Consider the following 18,499-nt stretch of genomic DNA (forward strand, 5'->3'; position numbering starts at 1 on the left):
GCTACCCGCCGAGCTTCCAGTTCCGGATCTCCTCCGGGTCCTCGCCGTGGGTGCGGGTATGTTCACGGCAGCGGTTCCGCCGGTCCTGCAGGTCCTGGCGCAGGAGTGAATACTGTTCGGCGAGGCCCGGCACCCGGTCGATCGCGTCGATCGCCAGGGTGAAGCGGTCGATCCGATTCATCATCGCCATGTCGAACGGCGTGGTGGTGGTCCCCTCCTCCTGGTAGCCGTGCACGTGCAGGCCCTGCTGGTTGGTCCGCCGGTACGCGAGCCGATGGATCAGCGCCGGGTAGCCGTGGTAGGCGAAGATGATGGGCTTGTCGTTGGTGAAGATCCCGTCAAAGTCCCGGGCCGGCAGGCCGTGCGGATGCTCGCTGGCATCCTGCAGCCGCATCAGGTCCACCACGTTGACCACCCGGACTTTCAGGCCTGGCGCACCCTCCCTGAGCAGTTCCGCCGCGGCCACGGTCTCCACGGTGGGAACGTCGCCGGCGCAGGCCAGGACGACGTCGGGCTCCTCGCCCGGCACCTCGGACCCCGCGAACTCCCAGATACCCAGCCCGCGGCTGCAGTGGTTCGCGGCGTCGGCCGGTCCCAGCCACGTGGGTGACGGCTGCTTGCCGCTGACCACAATGTTCACGTAGTCGGTGGAGTCCAGGCAGTGCTCCATGACGGACAGGAGGGTGTTGGCGTCCGGCGGCAGGTACACCCGGATGATCTCGGCCTTTTTGTTCACTGCGTGGTCGATGAAGCCCGGGTCCTGGTGCGAAAAACCGTTGTGGTCCTGCTGCCACACATGCGAGGACAGCAGGTAGTTCAGGGACGGCACCGGCTGGCGCCACGACAGCGTGCGGTGCACCTTAAGCCATTTGGCGTGCTGGTTGAACATGGAGTCGACGATGTGGATGAAGGCCTCGTAGCAGTTGAACACCCCATGGCGGCCGGTGAGCAGATAGCCTTCGAGCCAGCCCTGGCACAGGTGCTCGCTCAGCACCTCCATGACCCGTCCGGACCGCGCAAGGTGCTCGTCGACGTCGTCGATCCGGTACTGCCACACTTTGTCGGTGACCTCGTAGACGTTCTGCAGCCGGTTCGATGCCGTCTCGTCCGGCCCGAACAGCCGGAAGTTCTCCATGTTCTGCGCGATCACGTCCCGCATCCAGGAGCCCAGCGTGATCATGGGGCTGACCCGTTCGGTGCCGGGGTTCGGGACTTCGACGGCGTGGTCCCGGTAGGCGGGCAGTTTCAGGGCCCGCCGGAGCAGGCCGCCGTTGGCGTGCGGCGTGGCACTCATCCGGAAGTCGCCGGTGGGCGCGGCCCTGGCGACGTCGGGACGGAGCCTGCCGTCGCCGTCGAACAGTTCATCCGGGCGGTAGGACTGCAGCCATTCCTCCAGCTGCTTGAGGTGCTCCCCGTTGGTCCGGACCTCGGACAGCGGCACCTGGTGGGCACGCCATGTCCCTTCCACCTGCAGCCCGTCCACCTCCCGCGGGCCCGTCCAGCCCTTCGGCGAGCGCAGCACGATCATGGGCCAGCGGTGTCCGCCCTCCCCCGATTCGCGGCCTTCCCCCTCTGCGCGGTGGGCGTCCTGGATGGCCCGGATCTCTGACAGGCACCGGTCCAGGACGGCGGCAAAGTCCCGGTGCGCCTGTTCGGTGTCGTCCGGGTCCGCGACCGTGACGAAGTGCGGTTCGTGGCCGTATCCGCGCAGCAGCTGCTCCAGCTGCTCCTGCGGCATGCGCGCCAGGATGGTGGGATTGGCGATCTTGTAGCCGTTCAGGTGCAGGATGGGCAGCACGGCGCCGTCCGCGGCCGGGTCCAGGAAGTTGTGCGAGTGCCAGCTGGCGGCCAGCGGGCCGGTCTCGGCCTCGCCGTCACCAATGACGACGGCGGTCACCAGCTGGGGGTTGTCCAGTACCGTGCCGTAGGCGTGCGCCAGGGAGTATCCGAGTTCACCGCCCTCGTTGATGGAGCCGGGGCTTTCGGGAGCGGCGTGGCTGGGGATGCCGCCGGGGTACGAGAACTGCCGGAAGAGTTCTGCAAGGCCGGCCTCGTCATTGCCCACATGGGCATAGATTTCGGAGTACGTTCCCTCCAGCCAGGCGTTGGCGACGACGGCCGGGCCGCCATGGCCGGGGCCGGCAACAAAGAGCATCTCGGCTGAGTCGCGGCGGATGACGCGGTTCAGGTGGGCATAGACGAAGTTGAGTCCGGGGGTGGTGCCCCAGTGGCCCAGCAGGCGGGACTTGGTGTCCTCCGCCCGGAGCGGTTCCCGCAACAGGGGGTTGGACCGCAGGTAGATCTGGCCCACCGACAGGTAGTTGGCGGCCCGCCACCACTTGTTAACGAGCTCAAGTTCTTCCGGCCGCATGTCATCCAGCTGCGTCCCGTCCTGCGGCTTTACATCCTGTCCTGCGCTGCCGGCCATAACCATCCTTACGTCGGGTGTGCCGCCGCAGGCGGCCTGTAGGGTAGTAAGTAAGCTTAGCTTCCCGGTATGGGGGCTGGGGCAAATCTACTGTGGGGAGAGATAGACATGCCAGCCGAAGACGACGTTGTAATTCCCGGAGTTCCGTCCAGTGAGCCTCCGGCGCTTGAAGAGCCCACCACCCCGCGGGAGCCGTTGCCGCCAAAGCCGGACCAGCGCGGTCCCGAAGCCGTGTCACCGACCGGTAGCCCGACGGGTGCGCCCGCCACCGCCCGCGCCCAGTCCGGCCAGTACCTGACCACCGCCCAGGGGCTCCGCCTGCCGGATACGGACCACTCCCTGAAAGCCGGGACCCGCGGTCCCATCCTGCTCCAGGACCACCACCTGCGCGAGAAGATCACCCACTTTGACCACGAGCGGATCCCGGAGCGCGTCGTCCACGCCCGGGGCGCAGGGGCGCACGGTGTGTTCCGTTCTTACGGGACGGCTGCCAAAGTCACGCGCGCCGGCTTCCTTGCCCCGGACGTCGAAACTCCGGTGTTCGTCCGGTTCTCCACCGTGCTGGGCTCCCGCGGGTCCGCGGACGCGGTCAGGGACACCCGCGGGTTCTCCACCAAGTTCTACACGGACGAGGGCACCTACGACCTCGTGGGAAACAACATTCCGGTGTTCTTCATCCAGGACGGCATCAAGTTCCCGGACGTGGTCCACGCGGCCAAGCCCCACCCGGACCGGGAAATTCCCCAGGCCCAGAGCGCGCACGACACCTTCTGGGATTTCGTGTCGCTCCACACCGAGGCGCAGGCGCACACTCTGTGGAATATGTCCGACCGCGGCATCCCCCGGTCCTACCGCACCATGGAAGGCTTCGGCGTCCACACGTTCCGGCTCGTCAACGCCGCCGGTGACACCACACTGGTGAAGTTCCACTGGAAGCCGAAACAGGGCGTGCACTCGCTGGTGTGGGAGGAAGCCCAGATCATCAACGGCATGGACCCGGACTTCCACCGGCGCGACCTCGCCGACGCCATCGAGGCCGGCGCCTACCCGGAGTGGGAACTGGGCATCCAGACCTTCCCGGACACCGAAGACCAGATGTTCCAGGGCATCGACCTGCTGGATCCCACCAAGTTCGTCCCCGAGGAACTCGCGCCGGTGCAGCCCATCGGGCTCATGACCCTCAATGCGAACCCCACCAACTACTTCGCTGAAACCGAGCAGGTGGCCTTCCACCCCGGACACCTGGTGCCGGGCATCGACGTCACCAACGACCCCCTGCTGCAGGTCCGGTTGTTTTCCTACCTGGACACCCAGATCTCCCGGCTCGGCGGGCCGAACTTCGCGCAGATCCCCATCAACCGGCCGCACGCTCCGGTCAACGACATGCTCCGCGATGGCATGCACCAGACTGCGGACCACGCCGGTGTTGCACCGTACCGGCCCAATTCCCTGGATGGCGGGTGCCCGTTCCTGGCCGGCCAGGACATGGGCGCGTTCGTGGACGTGCCGGAGGCAGTTGCGGAATCCATCAAGGAACGGCGCAACCCGGCATCCTTCGATGACCACTACAGCCAGGCCCGGCTGTTCTTCCGGAGCCTGAGCGCGGTGGAGCAGGACCATGTCATCCAGGCGTACACATTCGAGCTCGGCAAATGCTACGAAACCGCAATCCGCGAACGGCAGCTCCAGGCCCTGGCGAATATCGACGCCGGGCTCTGCGCCGCCGTCGCTGCCGGCCTGGGCATGCCTGCGCCGGAGGCCACCGAGCAGGTCCCGGACCGGGACCCCAGCCCGGCCGTGTCCCAGGTGGGTGAGACCTGGCCGGTTGCCGGGCGCGTGGTGGGCATCATCGCCGATTCGGCCAGTGACCTGGCCGAGGTGGAGGCTGCCCGCAAAGCGCTCGACGGCGAGGGCATGGTTCCGCTGGTCATCGCACCTACCGGGGGCGTGCTTTCCTCCGACGGACTTTCGGTGACGGTGCAGCGGACCTTCCTCACGGCGCGGTCCACCGAGTTCGACGCGCTGATCGTCGCCGGAGCCAAGCAGCCTGCGCCTGACGCCGCAGCAGGGCGTGACGCCAAGGCCGGGGAACCGGTTGAAGCCCCCGATCCGCGCGTCGCCCTCATGCTCTCCGAGGCGTACCGCCACGCCAAAGCCATTGGCGTCTGGGGCTCCGGGTCCACAGTTCTTGAGGCGATCGGCATTCGGCAGGAAACGGTTGGCATCGCTGCCGGGGACAGCGCAGCGGAAGTCACCGCTGCGCTGACCGGGCTCCTCGCCGCCCACCGCGCCTGGGACCGTTTCCCGGCAACCGGCGCGGCAGCCGGTGCGGCAGCCGGGCAGGCCGGCGACTGAGCAGGAAAACTGACTGCCGGAGGTCATTCCTCCGGAGGATGGCCGAGGGTCCGCAGCACCAGGCGCGGACCCTCAGCTGCGCCGCCACCAGGAAGTGCACAGGCGGCCCACCAGCCGTAATACCGGCGGTCCCACAGTTCCTACTTCCGGGTAGTGTGTACCCAGAATGTTCACCCTGACCATCAACCAGACGGACAGCCGGCGCGACGGCGACCAGGTTCCGCAGCTGCTCAAGGCCCTGCGGCACATCCCCGCGCGCCTGGACTTTGACCGCTCGGTGGAGGACGAAGTGCAGGGGATCGTCGACTGCCCGCACCAGGCGGTGGACGCGGCGCTGATCGCGCTGCGCAGCGGCTCCTGGTATGTCGGCATCGGTGCGGGGCCGGTGGACGAGCCGCTGCCCAACCAGGTCAAGGACGCATCAGGCCACGGCCTGGTGTATGCGCGGCGGGCTGTCGACCGGCTCCGCAGCAGCAAGGAAAGGGTTCCCGTGGCGGTGGAGGGGCCACTGGCCGACGTCGCCCACGACGCCGAGGCCGTGCTGCGGCTGCTGGGCCTCATCGTGCGTGAACGCTCCGATGCGGAGTGGCGGGTGCTGGACCTGCTTACCCCCGGAGTCCGCGGCCAGCAGAAAGCCGTGGCCCAGGAGTTGGGCATCACCACGCAGGCGGTCAGCAAAGCCGTGGCCCGCGCCCAGTGGAACGAAGAACATGCCGCCCGACCGGCCGCCGCCAGGTTGCTGGCACTGATCCTCGAAGCAGGGTAACCCGGCCTGGTGGCCTGCGTGGCTTAGCTGCCGGTTGCCGCCATCACGGGTTCGCCGTTGAAGTACTCCAGGTTCCACCCGTCGATGGCGTGGTGGTGGGCCAGGTTGAGCACGGCGTTGTCCACGCTGGCCAGGGTCTTGCCGGTGGCGCGGCTGAGGCTGACCCGGAGCAGGGTCCCGTGCGTGACCACCAGCAGCCGTTGGCCGCGGAACTCCTCCGCGAGGGCCTCCAACGCAGCCAGGCCGCGGTCTGCGGCTTCGTCCTCGCTCTCGGCCCCCTTGAAGCCGCCGGGAATGCGCAGGGCATCGAGTTCGGGGCCGGCCTGCATCCCCTCGGCCGGTCCGAAGCTGCGCTCGGTGAGTTCCGGGACACGGCGCGACACTGCCAGGCCCAGGCCTTCGGCGATCAGGTCCGCGGTTTCGGCGGCGCGGCTCAGGGGCGAGGAGACGATGGCGTCCCATTCGTACGGCGCAAGGACGGCGACGGCGTCACGCGCCTGGCCGCGGCCGACGTCGTTCAGGGGGATGTCGGTTGATCCCTGCAGCCGGCGCTCGGCGTTCCAGTCGGTCTGGCCGTGGCGGACGAGGGCGAACGTGGTAAGGGTCATGGCTTCTATTCTGCCTTGGCCGCGGGCGGGCACCGGAATCGCGGCAGCGGGGGGCGTCCTGCAGCGCCTTACAGCAGGCCGTGGCGGACGAGGGCGAACGTGGTAAGGGTCATGGCTTCTATTCTGCCTTGGCCGCGGGCGGGCACCGGAATCGCGGCAGCGGGGGGCGTCCTGCAGCGCCTTACAGCAGGCTGCGCAGGACGTGGGCGGCGCCGTCGTCGAACACGGAATGGGTGACCTCATCGGCGGCAGCGATGACCTCGGCCGGAGCCTGGCCCATGGCAACGCCCCGGCCCGCCCAGCTGAGCATCTCGATGTCATTGCGTCCGTCCCCGACCGCCACGGTCAGGTGCTGTTCGATGCCGAGCCTCAGGCGGAGGCTTTCCAGCGCGCTGGCCTTGGTCACACCTGCGGCGGCGATGTCCAGCCACGCGGTCCAGCCCACGGAGTATGTCACCCCGGCGAGGCCCACATGGTCAATGGCCTCGTTGAACTCCTCGGGCGTGTTTTCGGTGCTGAACACCACCACGCGCACGGCGGTCGCTTCCAGCATGGTGTGGAAGTCAACGCCCACGGCCTCCACGCCGAAGCTGGCGTCCTGGAAGCGCTCGGTGGACAGGAAGTTGCCGTCGGCGTCCTCAAGCGCGTACTTGGCGGACGGAAGCCGTTCACGCAGCGCACGCAGCGCAGGGGCGGGGTCGAACGTGGCCTTGTGGATCACCTCGTAGCCGTTCTCCAGGCCGGGGTGGAGCCGAAGGGTCACGCCGCCGTTGCAGCAGACGGCGTAGCCGCGCTCGATGCCGATCTTTTCAATGATGGGAAGCGTGGCATTCAGGGACCGGCCGGTGGCGATCATCACCTCGTGCCCGGCGGCGACCACCGCCTGCGCTGCTTCCCGAACGCCCGACGTCATGTGGCCGTCGTGGTCCACCAGGGTGCCGTCCACGTCCAGCGCGACCATCAGCTTCTGGTCGATGCTGGCGAAGGAGCTGTTGCGGCCTGCGAAGGCGTTGGTGTTGTTCTGGTTGTTATCCCGCCGGTCATCGTTGCCGGCGACTGAGGTTTCAGTCAGCGTTGTCATTGAAACAGTGAACCAGAGGTAACTGACAGGCGCTAGGACGCAGGACACAGCTTTACGGAACTGTTGGCTAACTGGTGGTTAACTGCGGGTTCCCGCACCTTCGGGCGGAGCGCCTTGGCTGGCGGCCGTGCCTCCCGGGGCTCATAAGCCTGTTCGCAAAACACGCCCTTCAAGGCCCGGATCCGCGAACAAGCTTATGACGGGTCCGGCTGGAGCTACCGGCGGGTCGCTGGAGCTAGCAGCGGGTGCCGGGGCGGAGGCCGGCGGCGAGGAGTTTGGCCCGGAGCCGCTCCGGATGCTGCAGGTCGGCCCATCCCCAGCGGCCAAAGCCGTGGCCTAAAGCCCGTATCCGGTCCTCGCGGAGCTTCTCGCGGTACACGGCCTCGTCCGCGGTGATCCCGCCGCGCAGCGCGGCCTGCACGTATTTGCCTTTGCCATCGAACTCTCCCACCACGCCCTGCCGCGGCCACCAGAAGTCGCTCCGGCCGATAAAGCCGTCGCTGTCCGTGAAGACCTTCTGAAGGAGGGGCTGCTCAAACTCGAGAAAATCAAAGACGGCCCGGCTGTAGGACTCCCCGACGGACTCCGGCAGCGGGCTGGCCAGGCGGGCTACCCGCTCGGCACGGCGCTGGGCAGCCGCTGACGGAAGGGCAGCTATGCCCGAAGCTACGGCCGGCAGCGAGAAGAGCGGCGCGCCTGGTTCCAGGGTTCGGTCCGCCAGGAGCTTCCGGGCTAAGCCGTCGGCAAGTACGAGGGCCCGGTCCAGCCCGGCCGAGGCCAGGACGTCCACCGTGGTTTCGATCAGCCCCGAACACAGGAACTCCCCGTGCCGCACCGGTTCGAGCCCGGTGATGAGCCGGTACCGCAGCGGATACGAACGCGTGCGCCGCACCTCCCGGGCAGTTTCGTCCGCGCCGAGAACCAAAAGCGGCGACTTCCGCACGCCGCTACGGCCAGGGAGAGCCGTGGCAAGCTCCACGCAGGGCGGCGTCCCCAGCGTCGGCAGGCCGCTGGCCAGGGCCGCCGTTTCCCCGCACAAAACCGCACCCTTGACCGACCTGGCAACCGCCGTCGTGGTCCACGCGAAGCGTTGGGAAGGGACCGCCCGCAGCCAATCCCCGGTAGCGACGTAGAAACCGCGCCTGATCCGGACGAGCTGCCCGGCCTTGAAGGCGCGGTGAATGCGGTCGGTAGTGGCACCGGAGCGCAGGACTGCGGCGGTGTCGATCAGTCCGGGCGGTGTCTCCATCCCCACAGCATGCAGTCCAACCGTGCCGCACAGCGCCTGCGGATACGCCTATGTGGACAGCGGCCGCCCCACCTAGGCTTGTTCGCGGATCAGAACCGTGAATGGTGCGGATCCGCGAACAAGCCCGGGAGCGCCGGAGGCAGGGCCGAAACCTACAGGACCGGTAGGACCTCGAGGCCGCCCAGGTACTTCTGCAGGGCCTTGGGCACGTTGACCGAGCCGTCAGGGTTCTGGTGGTGCTCAAGCAGGGCCACGATCCAGCGGGTGGTGGCCAGGGTGCCGTTCAGGGTGGCCACGGCGCGGGTGCCCTTGGAGACGCCCTCCGCGTTGACCACGCGTTCGCGGATGTTCAGGCGGCGGGCCTGGAACGTGGTGCAGTTGGAGGTGGACGTCAGCTCGCGGTACGCGCCCTGGGTGGGCACCCAGGCTTCGCAGTCGTACTTGCGTGCAGCGGACATGCCCAGGTCGCCGGCGGCAGTGTCGATCACACGGTAGGGCAGCTCGCACTTGGCCAGCATCTCCTCTTCCCACGCGAGCAGCCGCTGGTGCTCCGCGGTGGCCTCTTCAACGGTGGTGTAGATGAACATCTCCACTTTGTTGAACTGGTGCACGCGGATAATGCCGCGGGTGTCCTTGCCGTGGGATCCGGCTTCGCGGCGGTAGCAGGAGCTCTGGCCGGCGTACCGGATGGGGCCTGCGGAGAAGTCGAGGATCTCGTCAGCGTGGTAACCGGCCAGGGCAACCTCGGAGGTGCCCACCAGGTAAAGGTCGTCCTCGGCGAGACGGTAGATCTCGGCGTCGTGCTTTACATCGAAGCCCGTGCCCTGCATGGTTTCCGGACGCACCAGCGTGGGGGTGATCATGGGGATGAAGCCGGCCTCGATGGCCTGGTCCATGGCCATCTGCAGCAGCGCCATTTCCAGCCGGGCGCCAACGCCCTTGAGGAAGTAGAAGCGGGCGCCGGAAACCTTGGCGCCGCGTTCCATGTCGATGGCGCCGATCAGCTCGCCGATCTCCAGGTGGTCGCGGGGCTCGAAGTCGGGGAACTCGCGGGGCGTGCCCACGGTCTTGACGACGACGTAGTCGTCCTCGCCGCCCTCGGGAACGCCGTCCTCGATGAGGTTGGGGATGGTGCGCAGCAGCTCTTCCTGCTTGGTCTGCGCGGCATCGGCTTCCGCGGAGGCAGCCTTGACCGAGTTGGCGAGCTCCTTCACCTCGGCCAGCAGTGCCTGCTTCTCCTCCCCCTTGGCCTTCGCCACCTTCTTGCCGAACACGTTCTGCTCCGCGCGGAGGTTCTCGAAGCGGAGCAGGGCCTCGCGGCGGGCGGAGTTTGCGGAGATGATCGCGTCCACCACTGATTCGTCGGCGCCGCGGGCGCGCTGGCTGGCACGGAACTTGTCCGGGTTTTCGCTGAGGTCTTTTACGTCGATCACCAGACAAGGGTATCCAATACCGTGCACGACGGCGGGCGGCTGGGGCGGTGGGGCCAGCGCGCCGTCCGCCGGGCTACTGTGGAAGCACCATGAGCGACTGGATTCTGTACCTGCTGATCGGAGTGGCGCTTGCCTTCGCCATCTCCAGTTGGTGGGGTGTGCGCCGGCTCAAGGCGCTGCACATGCGCAGCACAGTGGCCGGGGAAGCCTACGATTCCGGGCTGGCGCAGCAGCGGGTGGCCGTCCTGATCAACCCCATCAAGGCGCGGGCGGACGAGGCGAAGGCAGCCATCCAGCGGGCCTGCCTCACTGCCGGCTGGGACGAACCGGTCTTCTACGAGACAACGGCTGAGGACCCGGGCTTCACCCAGATGCAGGCGGCGCTGGTGGGAAAGCCCGACGTCGTACTGGTGGGCGGCGGCGACGGTACCGTGCGCGTGGTGGCTGAGGCCCTCGCCCACACCAACGTGGCCATGGGCCTCATTCCATTGGGGACGGGAAACCTCCTCGCCAGGAACGTGGACCTGGACGTCAACGACCTGCACGGCAACATCCAGACCGCCCTGTTCGGCCGCCAGCGCTACATCGATACAGCCCGGATGGCCATCGAGAATTCCCGCACGGGCACCTACTCCGAACACGTGTTTACGGTGATTGCCGGCATTGGCATGGACGCCGAAGTCCTCGCCGACACGAACGACGGCCTGAAGAGGGCCGTGGGCTGGCTTGCCTACACGGAGGCGGGCATGCGCCACCTGCCGGGGCGGCGCAAGAAGGTGTCCATCTCTTTGGACGATAGTCCGGAACAGGTCCGGAACATCCGCAGCGTGCTGTTCGCCAATTGCGGCCTCGTGCCTGGGGGCATCGATTTCATCCCGCAGGCAATGATCGACGACGGCATGCTCGATGTGGTGGTGATGAGTCCCCGCAGCGCCCTGGGCTGGCTGCTGATGTACGTGAAGATCATGTTCAAGCACAGCGGCAAACTGCCCATCATGACCGTCTACCGGTCCGGCAAGGTTTTGATCAAGTGCCCCGAGCCCATGCCTACCCAGCTCGACGGCGATACGGCAGGCGAGGCGACGCGGCTCACGGTTCAAGTGGAGCCGCGGTCGCTGTTGGTAAGGGTACGCGGGGAGATTGCCAGCGGTGCCGGGGTGGCTCGCTAATCTGGCTGCAGCTCAGGTTGGGCGCCGCGTCAGGCGCCGGATTCCTTCGCGGCCTGGGCGGCAGCTTTGGCGGCGGCGTGGGCCTCGGACTGTTCGCGGATCATGGCCTGCTCCTCTTCGAAGCGCAGGCGGTCGGCGCGGTCGGCGTCGTCCCCGTCCCAGTCCTGGTTCTCCTTGGCCGGCTTGGGGTTGACGATCATCCCCTGGCCGTCGTTGTCAGTGCTGCTGGTCATGACCCGCTCCCTTCGTTGGGGCCCTCCCCCATGTGGATCAAGCAAGCATACGCATTGTCCACAGCCCGCGGAAGTACTCCGAAGGGCATTCGCCTACGCTGTGGGCGAAGCTGCGGAACCGCTTTCACCTGCGGAGAACTCCGTTTGGAGCAAGGACCCAACCCATGCCCTCGCTGCGGCGAAGGCATCGTCGGACGTGTGCGCGGCCACCACGGTGGCCTGCCTGTCCGCGCGGGGATACGAGCCAAGGAAGCGCGTCCCCGGGCTGATGCGGTGCAGCCCGGCCAAGGCATCGGCCACACGCGCCTCGCAGGCGTGGCCTTCGGCGTCGATGCTGAAGAAGTAATGCCCCAGATACTGCCCGGTGGGCCTGGATTCGATGCGGCTGAGGTTGACCCCCCGGCTTGCGAGCTGGTCCAGGATCTCCATCAGGGCCCCTGGGCGGTCTTCGGGAAGAGGCACCACAAGGGTGGTTTTGTCAGCGCCGGTGGGGGCAGGCAACGCGCCGGGCCGGCTGACCAGGACGAAGCGGGTCACGGCGCCCGGGTTGTCACCGATGTTCTCGGCCAGCACCTCAAGGCCGGGGTTCTCCTCGGCCACCAGCGGTGCGCAGATGGCTGCGTCATAGTGGCTCCCGTCCGCCAGCAGGCCCAGGGCCGCGGCCGCGGTGGACGACCCGGGGACATATTCCGCCCCGGGTATGTTCTGGTCCATCCACAGCCGGCATTGCGCCCAGGCATGGCCGTGGGTGGAGACCCGCCGCACGTCCTGCAACCGGACACCCGGGCGCGCCACCAGGACGAAGCTGATGGGGACCAGGACCTCCCGGATAATCCGGAGTTCCTGGCCGGTGGCGATGGCGTCGAGCGTGGCTGTCACGCCGCCCTCCACCGAGTTTTCGATGGGGACCATCGCTGCGTCCGCGGACCCGGAACGCACCTGGTCCAGCGCAGCATTGACGTTGGACGCCGGCACCCGGGTGGCCTCCGCGGCGCCGGGAACCTGCATCAGGGCTGCCTCGGTGAACGTTCCTTCAGGCCCCAGGAAGGCGTAGGTGGGAGCAGGCTGCACTAAAGGACCATCGGCTTGAGTCCGTTGTCGGAGACCAGCGGCTTGCCGTCCTCCAGCCACTGGTCCATGCCGCCGGAGACGTTGATGGCGGTGTAGCCCTGGGCAGTCAGCCACTGCGCGGCGCGGAACGAGCGGCCGCCGGTGCGGCAAATGACGTAGAGGTCCTCATCCGGGTCGAGTTCCCCCAGCCGCGCCGGGATCTGGTCCATCGGGATGTGGAGGGCGCCTTCGGCGTGCCCGGCAACCCATTCGTAGTCCTCCCGCACATCCAGGATGACGGCGTCAGCCGGGATGTCGTGGACGGGGACGGTCTGGAAATCGCTCATCGGAGTCCTGTCGTGGCGGATCAGAGTCAGCATTAAGCCTAGTCCTTCCGTTGTGCTGGGTGCCGTTTCCCGTTGGGCTGGGTGCCGTTTCGCCCTGGGGGCGCCGAGGCAGGGCAGGCTAGGCTGGAGGCGCCGAGGAGGTTGCCTTGCCCGCTGAGCCGAACGCCCACCCGCCTGCCCCGGAGACATTCGTCCCGGCGGGAAGCCACATCCTGGAATGGCGGATCCTTGACTGAACTTCACGAGCTTTCGGCCGTGGCCCTGCGGGAGAATTTGAGGCGTGGTGAAGTCTCAGCGGTTGAGGCCACCACCCATTTCCTTGCCAGGATTGAGCATGAAAACCCCCTCCTCGGCGCCTTCATCACCGTCACGGCGGACCTCGCCATGGAACAGGCCCGGGCGGCCGACTCCCTGCAGCGAATGACAGCCGCGGAGGACCTGCCGATGCTGCACGGCATGCCCTTGGCCTTCAAGGACCTCACGGACGTGGCGGGGGTGGTGACCACCCACGGCAGCGCGGCCCTGGACCACAAGCCGGCGCCGGCGGACGCGCCCCTGGTGTCCCTCTTCAAGGAATCCGGCGCCCTCACGCTGGGAAAGACGCAGGTTCCCGAATTCGGCCTGACGGCCTACAGCGAAAACCGCATCGCACCGCCGTCGCGCAATCCCCACGCCCTGAGCAGGAGTTCGGGAGGTTCTTCGGGCGGAAGCGCCGCGGCGGTAGCGGCCGGCTTGCTGCCCTTCGCGCCCGGGACCGACGGCGGCGGATCGGTCCGTATTCCGGCTGCGGCATGCGGACTGGTGGGGTTGAAGCCGGGCCGCGGCCTGGTGGTTGCCGGGGAAAGTGCGGGCGACCCGGCCCGGCTGGTTGTGCCCGGGCCGCTGGCCAGGAGCGCGGCGGACGCCGCCCTGATGATGGACGCCCTGGTACCCGGCGGCCAATTCCTTGCGGCGATCGGGAAGCCGCCGCCACGGCTGCGGATCGGCGTCACTCTGGACAGCCCCTGGGCCACCACTTTTCCCTTCACCCCGGAGCGCGAAGCCCTCGACGCGCTCCGTACCGGCGAAACACTGCTGGAGCACGCGGGCCACAGGCTCAGCGATGCATCGATCCGCTACGACAACCGGTACCCGGACGCCTTCACCACCGCCTGGACTGCAGGGGTGGGCGCAGCCCGGATCAGCCCCTCCCGGGAAGCGCTGCTGGCACCCCTGACACGGACTTTCCGGCGGCGGGCGCAGCAGCGCAGCCCGGCCAAGCTCGCCGAGGCCCTGGCTTTCCTGCGCCAGTTCCAGCATGACACCGTGGCCCAGTATGCGCAGTGGGACCTGCTGCTGATGCCGGCCCTGGCCCAGACTCCGCGGCCCGTTGGCTGGTTCACGGGGACCGAACACGGCGGGGACCGGTGGCCGTCGGCGCACTGGCCGGGGGATGCCGACGGCGACTACCGCAGGCAGTGCGAATTCGCGCCGTGGTCCTCGCTGGTCAATGTGTGCGGGCTGCCGGCGATCACCATTCCCGTGCACTGGACCGGCGGAGCAGGCGGACAGGGCCTCCCGATGGGAATCCAGCTGGTCGGTCCGATGGGTTCCGAAGTGCTCCTGCTGCAGGTGGCGCACCAGTTGGGGTACTAGCGTCGGATGCGTGCATCCTTGTTGACCTGAACCTAACGCCGGATTAACCCGCCTGTAACCCCGCCGGAGCAGACTGGAAAGGTACCGCACCCTCCACTCGCCACCAGCCCGACGAGGAGTTGCCCGAGATGAACCCTGACCACCCCGCACCCAGTCCTGAGGACCCGTCATCGGAAGGTGAAGCCCGGCCGGACCTGAGCAACACCAATGTCAGGGAGGACCTGGCCATGGCCGGGCGCTGCGCGCTGGTCCACCTGCCGACCGGCCGGACCTGCCTGCTCCCGCTGCGCCACCACGGACCGTGCGAATTCCATCAGCCGCAGGAGGCGCAGGAAGTGGTGGCCGGGAACCTCGACTCCTAGGCCGATCAGGAGGACGATTAAAGGGCAGTCACCAAAGGAGGTCTGTGATGTGCTATTCATCCAGCAAGGACTTCGGGTGGGGCATCAGGAAAGAAGCTGGCCGCAAACCCGAAACCAAGCAGGAAACTCCGGTTGAGACTCCGGTCGAAACACCCGTCGAAACACCGGAACCGCGGGTCAAGGCGCAGGACTTTACGTTCTGGGCGTTCCCCAAATGGCGCAGGACGCCTTCGCCCCGCACCCCCTCCGGCGAGCGGAGCAAGGAGCGGGTCTGAGCCTGCAGCTACGGAAGGGCCTCCGATGGGGCCCTTCCGCCATGCCCGGGCACGTCCGCTCGTCAACGGAGCAGGGGCCCTGCCGCAGGGTCGAGCGCCCTTGCTGCGACTGCCCACCCGACCGGCGGGCACGTTGTGCTGCCGCAATCCGGACGGCTAAGGTTGCACAATAAGCATGCTTAGCATTCTGGGAAAGGGGACGAGCATGACCGCAGGACAGTATTCGCCAGGACCCGACGGGCAGCGCGAACCGGGCACCACGGCGGCCAGGCCAACTTCACCTGGCGGCACGCCTGAAAGCTACGGCAACGCGCCTTCCTACTCCACCGGGGCAGCGGGTGCACCGGTTTCGGGCACCGGCCCGGCACCGGCGCCCGCCGCCGAACGCAAGGTCACACGCACCGGCGTCATCTGGGCGGCCGTCGTCGCAGCCCTGGTGCTGCTGATCCTGCTGATCATCTTCATCCTGCAGAACCAGGAACTGGTCCTCGTGAAGTTCCTGGGCCTCGAGGGCGCCGTTCCGCTGGGTATGGCCCTGTTCATCGCCGCCGTGACCGGGGGCGTGCTGGTAGCCGCAGCAGGGGGCGCCCGCATCCTGCAACTGCGCACCAACGCCCACCGGGCACGCGTGCGCCAGCGGGGCTAGGCTCAGCCGCGGCCCGCCCCGCCCGGCGGGCCAGTACGGCGCGCCGCCTGGCCCGCCCCTCCAGCCCGGCCACCCGCCGCACCGGCAGCTGCGTTTGCCGCCTAACCGCCGAGCCGGCTGCCCAGGTTGCCGAACTTCCGGGCCCGGGCGGCCACAAGCTCCGGCACGGGAACCCGGGCCACCGCGCCCAGCTCGTATTCGATGGCACGGGCCATCCGGCCACAGAACCCGCGTGGCTCCAGGGAGGCATCGTCACGCTCATCCACGATGTGGTCCACCAGGCCGTTCGCGTACAGCGAGGCTACATTCACCCCTTGAGCCTGGGCCATCGAAGGAGCGAAGGCCGTGGTCCGGTGCACAATGGCGCTGGCACCTTCCGGGGGCAACGGCGACAGCCAGCTGTGCTGGGCAGCGATGGTCCGGTCCGCCGGCAACAGCGCGAGCGCCCCTCCGCCGGCGCCCTGGCCCAGCAGCACGGACACCGACGGCGATTCCAGGCCGATCAGTTCATGCAGCGAACGAGCAATTTCTCCCGCGAGCCCGCCTTCCTCCGCTTCCTGGGACAGCGCCGCCCCGGCAGTGTCGATGACGGTGAGCAGCGGCAGCCGCAGTTCCTCCGCCAGTTTCATGCCGCGGCGCGCCTCGCGCAGTGAACCGGGCCCCATGCCCGCGGCGTCCTTGCGCAGCGGCCGTGCATGGCCCAGGACGATGCAGGACTGGCTGCCGAAGCGCGCCAGCGCCAGCAGCAGTCCGGGATCCTTCTCCCCCTGCCCGGTTCCGTTCAGGGGCAGGGCGTCGCTTGCACCGAACTTCAGGAGTTGGCGCAGGTCCGGGCGCCGCTGCCGCCGGGAAATCCCGATCGACGTCCAGGCCTCCACGGCAGCTGGCCGCACGGCGAGCGTTTCCGGTTCCGGAAGCGCGGCCCGCCCGTCACCGCAGGTAATGGACAGCATGTCCAGCGCGCGGGCCACGAGGTCGGCCAGGTCAGCCGGTTCCACCACTCCGTCGATCAGGCCCCTGTTGAAGAGGTTCTCCGCCACCTGCACGTTGTCCGGGAACGCTTCCCCGTAGAGGGCTTCGTAGACCCGGGGGCCCAGGAAGCCCAGCAGGGCGCCCGGTTCAGCGACGTTGATATGCCCGAGTGAACCCCAGGACGCCATCACTCCACCGGTGGTGGGGTGGCGCAGGTAGACCAGGTAGGGCAGGCCCGCCTGCCGGTGGGCACGCACGGCACCGGTAATTTTCACCATGGACAGGAACGCCAGCGTCCCCTCCTGCATCCGCGTCCCTCCGGAGGCGGGGCCCGCCAGCAGCGGCAGTCCCTCCGCGGTGGCGCGTTCGACGGCGGCGACGATCCGTTGCGCCGCAGCGTGGCCGATCGAGCCGGCCAGGAAGGAGAACTCGCTGACGATCAGCGCCACCCGGCGGCCGCGGATCAGCCCGGCGCCGGTAAGCACGGACTCGTCGGCGCCGCTGCGTTCGCGCGCCTTCGCCAGGTCGCGGGCGTAGTCCTCGGAAAGCGCGGGCTGTTCGGGAGGCGTGTCCCAGGAGACGAAGGAGCCTTCGTCCACCACGGTGTCCAGGAGTTCGGTGGCGCTCAGGTGCCGCACCCTTTCCGTGGTCGGCATGCTACTTGGCCCCCGCGGCTGCAGCGGCCGTGGCCAGGCCCAGCCACTCCCGGATGGCAGGCCCGTCCTCGTCCAGGAGCGGCGGCGCGTCGTGTCCGGTCAGCGTGGTTTCCGCGGTGTCGCCGGGCGCGAAGAACCGCAGCGGCGGCCCGGGCAGGCTCACCTTGCCCAGCACCGGGTGCTCGACATCCACGACGAGGCCCTGGGAGGCCACCTGCTCCCAGGCGTACACCTCGTCAAGTGAGCGGACCTTGCCGGCCGGGATCCCGGCGTCGTTCAGTTTTTGCAGCAGCTCCTGCGCGCCGTAGCCGGCAAAGACGCGTTCGACGGCGGCAATCACCCCCGCGCGGTTCCGCACCCTTTCGGCGTTGCTGGCAAAGCCCGGGGCAGCCGGGTCCAGGCCAAAGGCCGCAGCGAACGAGGTCCACAGCTTCTCGCTTCCCACGCTGATCTGCACGCTGCCGTCCTTGCAGTTGAACAGGCCGTAGGGGGCGATGGACGGGTGGTGGTTGCCCTGGGCCTGCGGCACTTCACCAGCGACCGTGGTCCTGGTGCCCTGGAAAGCGTGGACGCCAATCAGCGATGCCAGCAGCGAGGTGCGCACCACCTTCCCCTGGCCGGTCCGGTTCCGCTCCACCAGCGCGGCCAGGACGCCGAACGCCCCGTTCATGCCGGAGAGCAGGTCCGCGATGGGAACGCCGACCCTTTGGGGGTCGTCCGGGCCGGACCCAGTGAGGGACATCAGGCCCGCTTCGCCCTGCAGGATCTGGTCGTACCCGCTGCGCCGGGACTCGGGCCCGTCATGGCCAAAACCCGTGATGGACAGGATCACAAGCCGGGGGTTGAGCTGATGCATCGCCGCAGTGGAGAAGCCCAGCCGGTCCATGACGCCGGGCCGGAAGTTCTCGATGACCACGTCCGCCCGCTCCACGAGACCGCGCAGCACCGCCTTGCCATCGCCGCTTTTCAGGTCCAGGCTGATGGACTCCTTGTTGCGGTTGCAGGACATGAAGTAGGTGGACTGCAGGTCATCCTCCGGGCCAACGAAGGGCGGGCCCCAGCCGCGGGTATCATCCCCCGTTCCCGGGTTCTCCACCTTGATGACGCGGGCACCCAGGTCCGCCAGCATCATGCCGGCGTGCGGTCCGGCCAGTGCGCGGCTGAGGTCGACGACGGTGTGCCCGGCAAGGGGGCCTCTGCGGGAAGTTTCGGCGGTGCTCATGTGCGGGTTTCC

Annotated in this window: 17 protein-coding genes; 7 read left to right on the forward strand and 10 right to left on the reverse strand. The window is 68.2% G+C overall.

All coding sequences use genetic code 11. The annotated features are described in order from the left end of the window. Window position 1: 1 nt before the first annotated feature. The gene (locus tag AC2JAJ_RS06525; protein WP_486416452.1) at window positions 2-2,428 is read right to left on the reverse strand and encodes a phosphoketolase family protein; all 2,427 of its coding nucleotides are present in this window, start codon (window positions 2,426-2,428) and stop codon (window positions 2-4) included. Window positions 2,429-2,536: 108 nt separating this feature from the next. Between AC2JAJ_RS06525 and AC2JAJ_RS06530 the strand changes: the two genes are divergently transcribed. Both AC2JAJ_RS06530 and AC2JAJ_RS06535 read left to right on the forward strand, forming a co-directional pair. Beyond that, a complete protein-coding gene (locus AC2JAJ_RS06530; protein ID WP_486416451.1) occupies window positions 2,537-4,783 on the forward strand; it encodes a catalase in 2,247 nt (748 codons plus the stop codon). 166 nt (window positions 4,784-4,949) lie between these two features. After that, window positions 4,950-5,549 (forward strand): hypothetical protein, encoded by a 600-nt coding sequence (locus AC2JAJ_RS06535; protein WP_486416450.1) that lies wholly within the window; start codon window positions 4,950-4,952, stop codon window positions 5,547-5,549. A 23-nt stretch (window positions 5,550-5,572) separates the two neighbouring features. Here AC2JAJ_RS06535 and AC2JAJ_RS06540 read toward each other — a convergent pair whose 3' ends face one another. The 4 genes from AC2JAJ_RS06540 to serS form a co-directional block, all read right to left on the reverse strand. Beyond that, window positions 5,573-6,157, reverse strand: a complete 585-nt coding sequence (locus tag AC2JAJ_RS06540; RefSeq protein WP_486416449.1) for a histidine phosphatase family protein — start codon at window positions 6,155-6,157, stop codon at window positions 5,573-5,575. Window positions 6,158-6,338: 181 nt separating this feature from the next. Further along, window positions 6,339-7,238: an HAD family hydrolase gene (locus tag AC2JAJ_RS06545; RefSeq protein ID WP_486416448.1), complete on the reverse strand. Its 900-nt coding sequence runs from the start codon at window positions 7,236-7,238 to the stop codon at window positions 6,339-6,341. 235 nt (window positions 7,239-7,473) lie between these two features. Then, entirely contained in the window at window positions 7,474-8,487 is a 1,014-nt protein-coding gene (locus tag AC2JAJ_RS06550) for a hypothetical protein (RefSeq protein WP_486416447.1), read from the reverse strand. A gap of 152 nt (window positions 8,488-8,639) precedes the next feature. Further along, window positions 8,640-9,920, reverse strand: coding sequence for a serine--tRNA ligase (serS, locus tag AC2JAJ_RS06555; protein WP_486416446.1), 1,281 nt, complete (start codon window positions 9,918-9,920; stop codon window positions 8,640-8,642). Between the two features lie 89 nt (window positions 9,921-10,009). On the opposite strand from serS, the gene AC2JAJ_RS06560 reads away from it, so the two are divergent. After that, complete coding sequence (locus tag AC2JAJ_RS06560) at window positions 10,010-11,089, forward strand: diacylglycerol/lipid kinase family protein (protein WP_221384638.1); 1,080 nt, start codon at window positions 10,010-10,012, stop codon at window positions 11,087-11,089. Window positions 11,090-11,118: 29 nt separating this feature from the next. Here AC2JAJ_RS06560 and AC2JAJ_RS06565 read toward each other — a convergent pair whose 3' ends face one another. The 3 genes from AC2JAJ_RS06565 to AC2JAJ_RS06575 all read right to left on the reverse strand — a co-directional run bounded on the left by AC2JAJ_RS06565 (window position 11,119) and on the right by AC2JAJ_RS06575 (window position 12,719). Then, window positions 11,119-11,322 (reverse strand): hypothetical protein, encoded by a 204-nt coding sequence (locus tag AC2JAJ_RS06565; protein ID WP_221384637.1) that lies wholly within the window; start codon window positions 11,320-11,322, stop codon window positions 11,119-11,121. Between the two features lie 93 nt (window positions 11,323-11,415). Beyond that, complete coding sequence (pheA, locus tag AC2JAJ_RS06570; RefSeq protein WP_486416445.1) at window positions 11,416-12,393, reverse strand: prephenate dehydratase; 978 nt, start codon at window positions 12,391-12,393, stop codon at window positions 11,416-11,418. Beyond that, complete coding sequence (locus tag AC2JAJ_RS06575; RefSeq protein WP_221384635.1) at window positions 12,393-12,719, reverse strand: rhodanese-like domain-containing protein; 327 nt, start codon at window positions 12,717-12,719, stop codon at window positions 12,393-12,395. The genes pheA and AC2JAJ_RS06575 overlap by 1 nt, the downstream gene beginning before the upstream one ends. Window positions 12,720-12,947: 228 nt before the next feature. Between AC2JAJ_RS06575 and AC2JAJ_RS06580 the strand changes: the two genes are divergently transcribed. The 4 genes from AC2JAJ_RS06580 (at window position 12,948) to AC2JAJ_RS06595 (ending at window position 15,637) form a co-directional block, all read left to right on the forward strand. Further along, the gene (locus AC2JAJ_RS06580) at window positions 12,948-14,354 is read left to right on the forward strand and encodes an amidase (protein WP_486416444.1); all 1,407 of its coding nucleotides are present in this window, start codon (window positions 12,948-12,950) and stop codon (window positions 14,352-14,354) included. A gap of 128 nt (window positions 14,355-14,482) precedes the next feature. Beyond that, window positions 14,483-14,716, forward strand: coding sequence for a hypothetical protein (locus AC2JAJ_RS06585; protein ID WP_221384633.1), 234 nt, complete (start codon window positions 14,483-14,485; stop codon window positions 14,714-14,716). 47 nt (window positions 14,717-14,763) lie between these two features. Further along, window positions 14,764-14,991: a hypothetical protein gene (locus tag AC2JAJ_RS06590; RefSeq protein WP_486416443.1), complete on the forward strand. Its 228-nt coding sequence runs from the start codon at window positions 14,764-14,766 to the stop codon at window positions 14,989-14,991. A 205-nt stretch (window positions 14,992-15,196) separates the two neighbouring features. Then, window positions 15,197-15,637 (forward strand): LapA family protein, encoded by a 441-nt coding sequence (locus AC2JAJ_RS06595; protein WP_486416442.1) that lies wholly within the window; start codon window positions 15,197-15,199, stop codon window positions 15,635-15,637. Window positions 15,638-15,738: 101 nt separating this feature from the next. Here the strand turns inward: AC2JAJ_RS06595 and AC2JAJ_RS06600 are convergent, their stop codons facing one another. Further along, the gene (locus AC2JAJ_RS06600; RefSeq protein ID WP_486416441.1) at window positions 15,739-17,265 is read right to left on the reverse strand and encodes a carboxyl transferase domain-containing protein; all 1,527 of its coding nucleotides are present in this window, start codon (window positions 17,263-17,265) and stop codon (window positions 15,739-15,741) included. Window position 17,266: 1 nt separating this feature from the next. Then, entirely contained in the window at window positions 17,267-18,487 is a 1,221-nt protein-coding gene (locus AC2JAJ_RS06605; protein WP_473694582.1) for a CaiB/BaiF CoA transferase family protein, read from the reverse strand. Window positions 18,488-18,499: the final 12 nt, after the last annotated feature.

The organism is Arthrobacter sp. MOO21, from assembly GCF_057369995.2.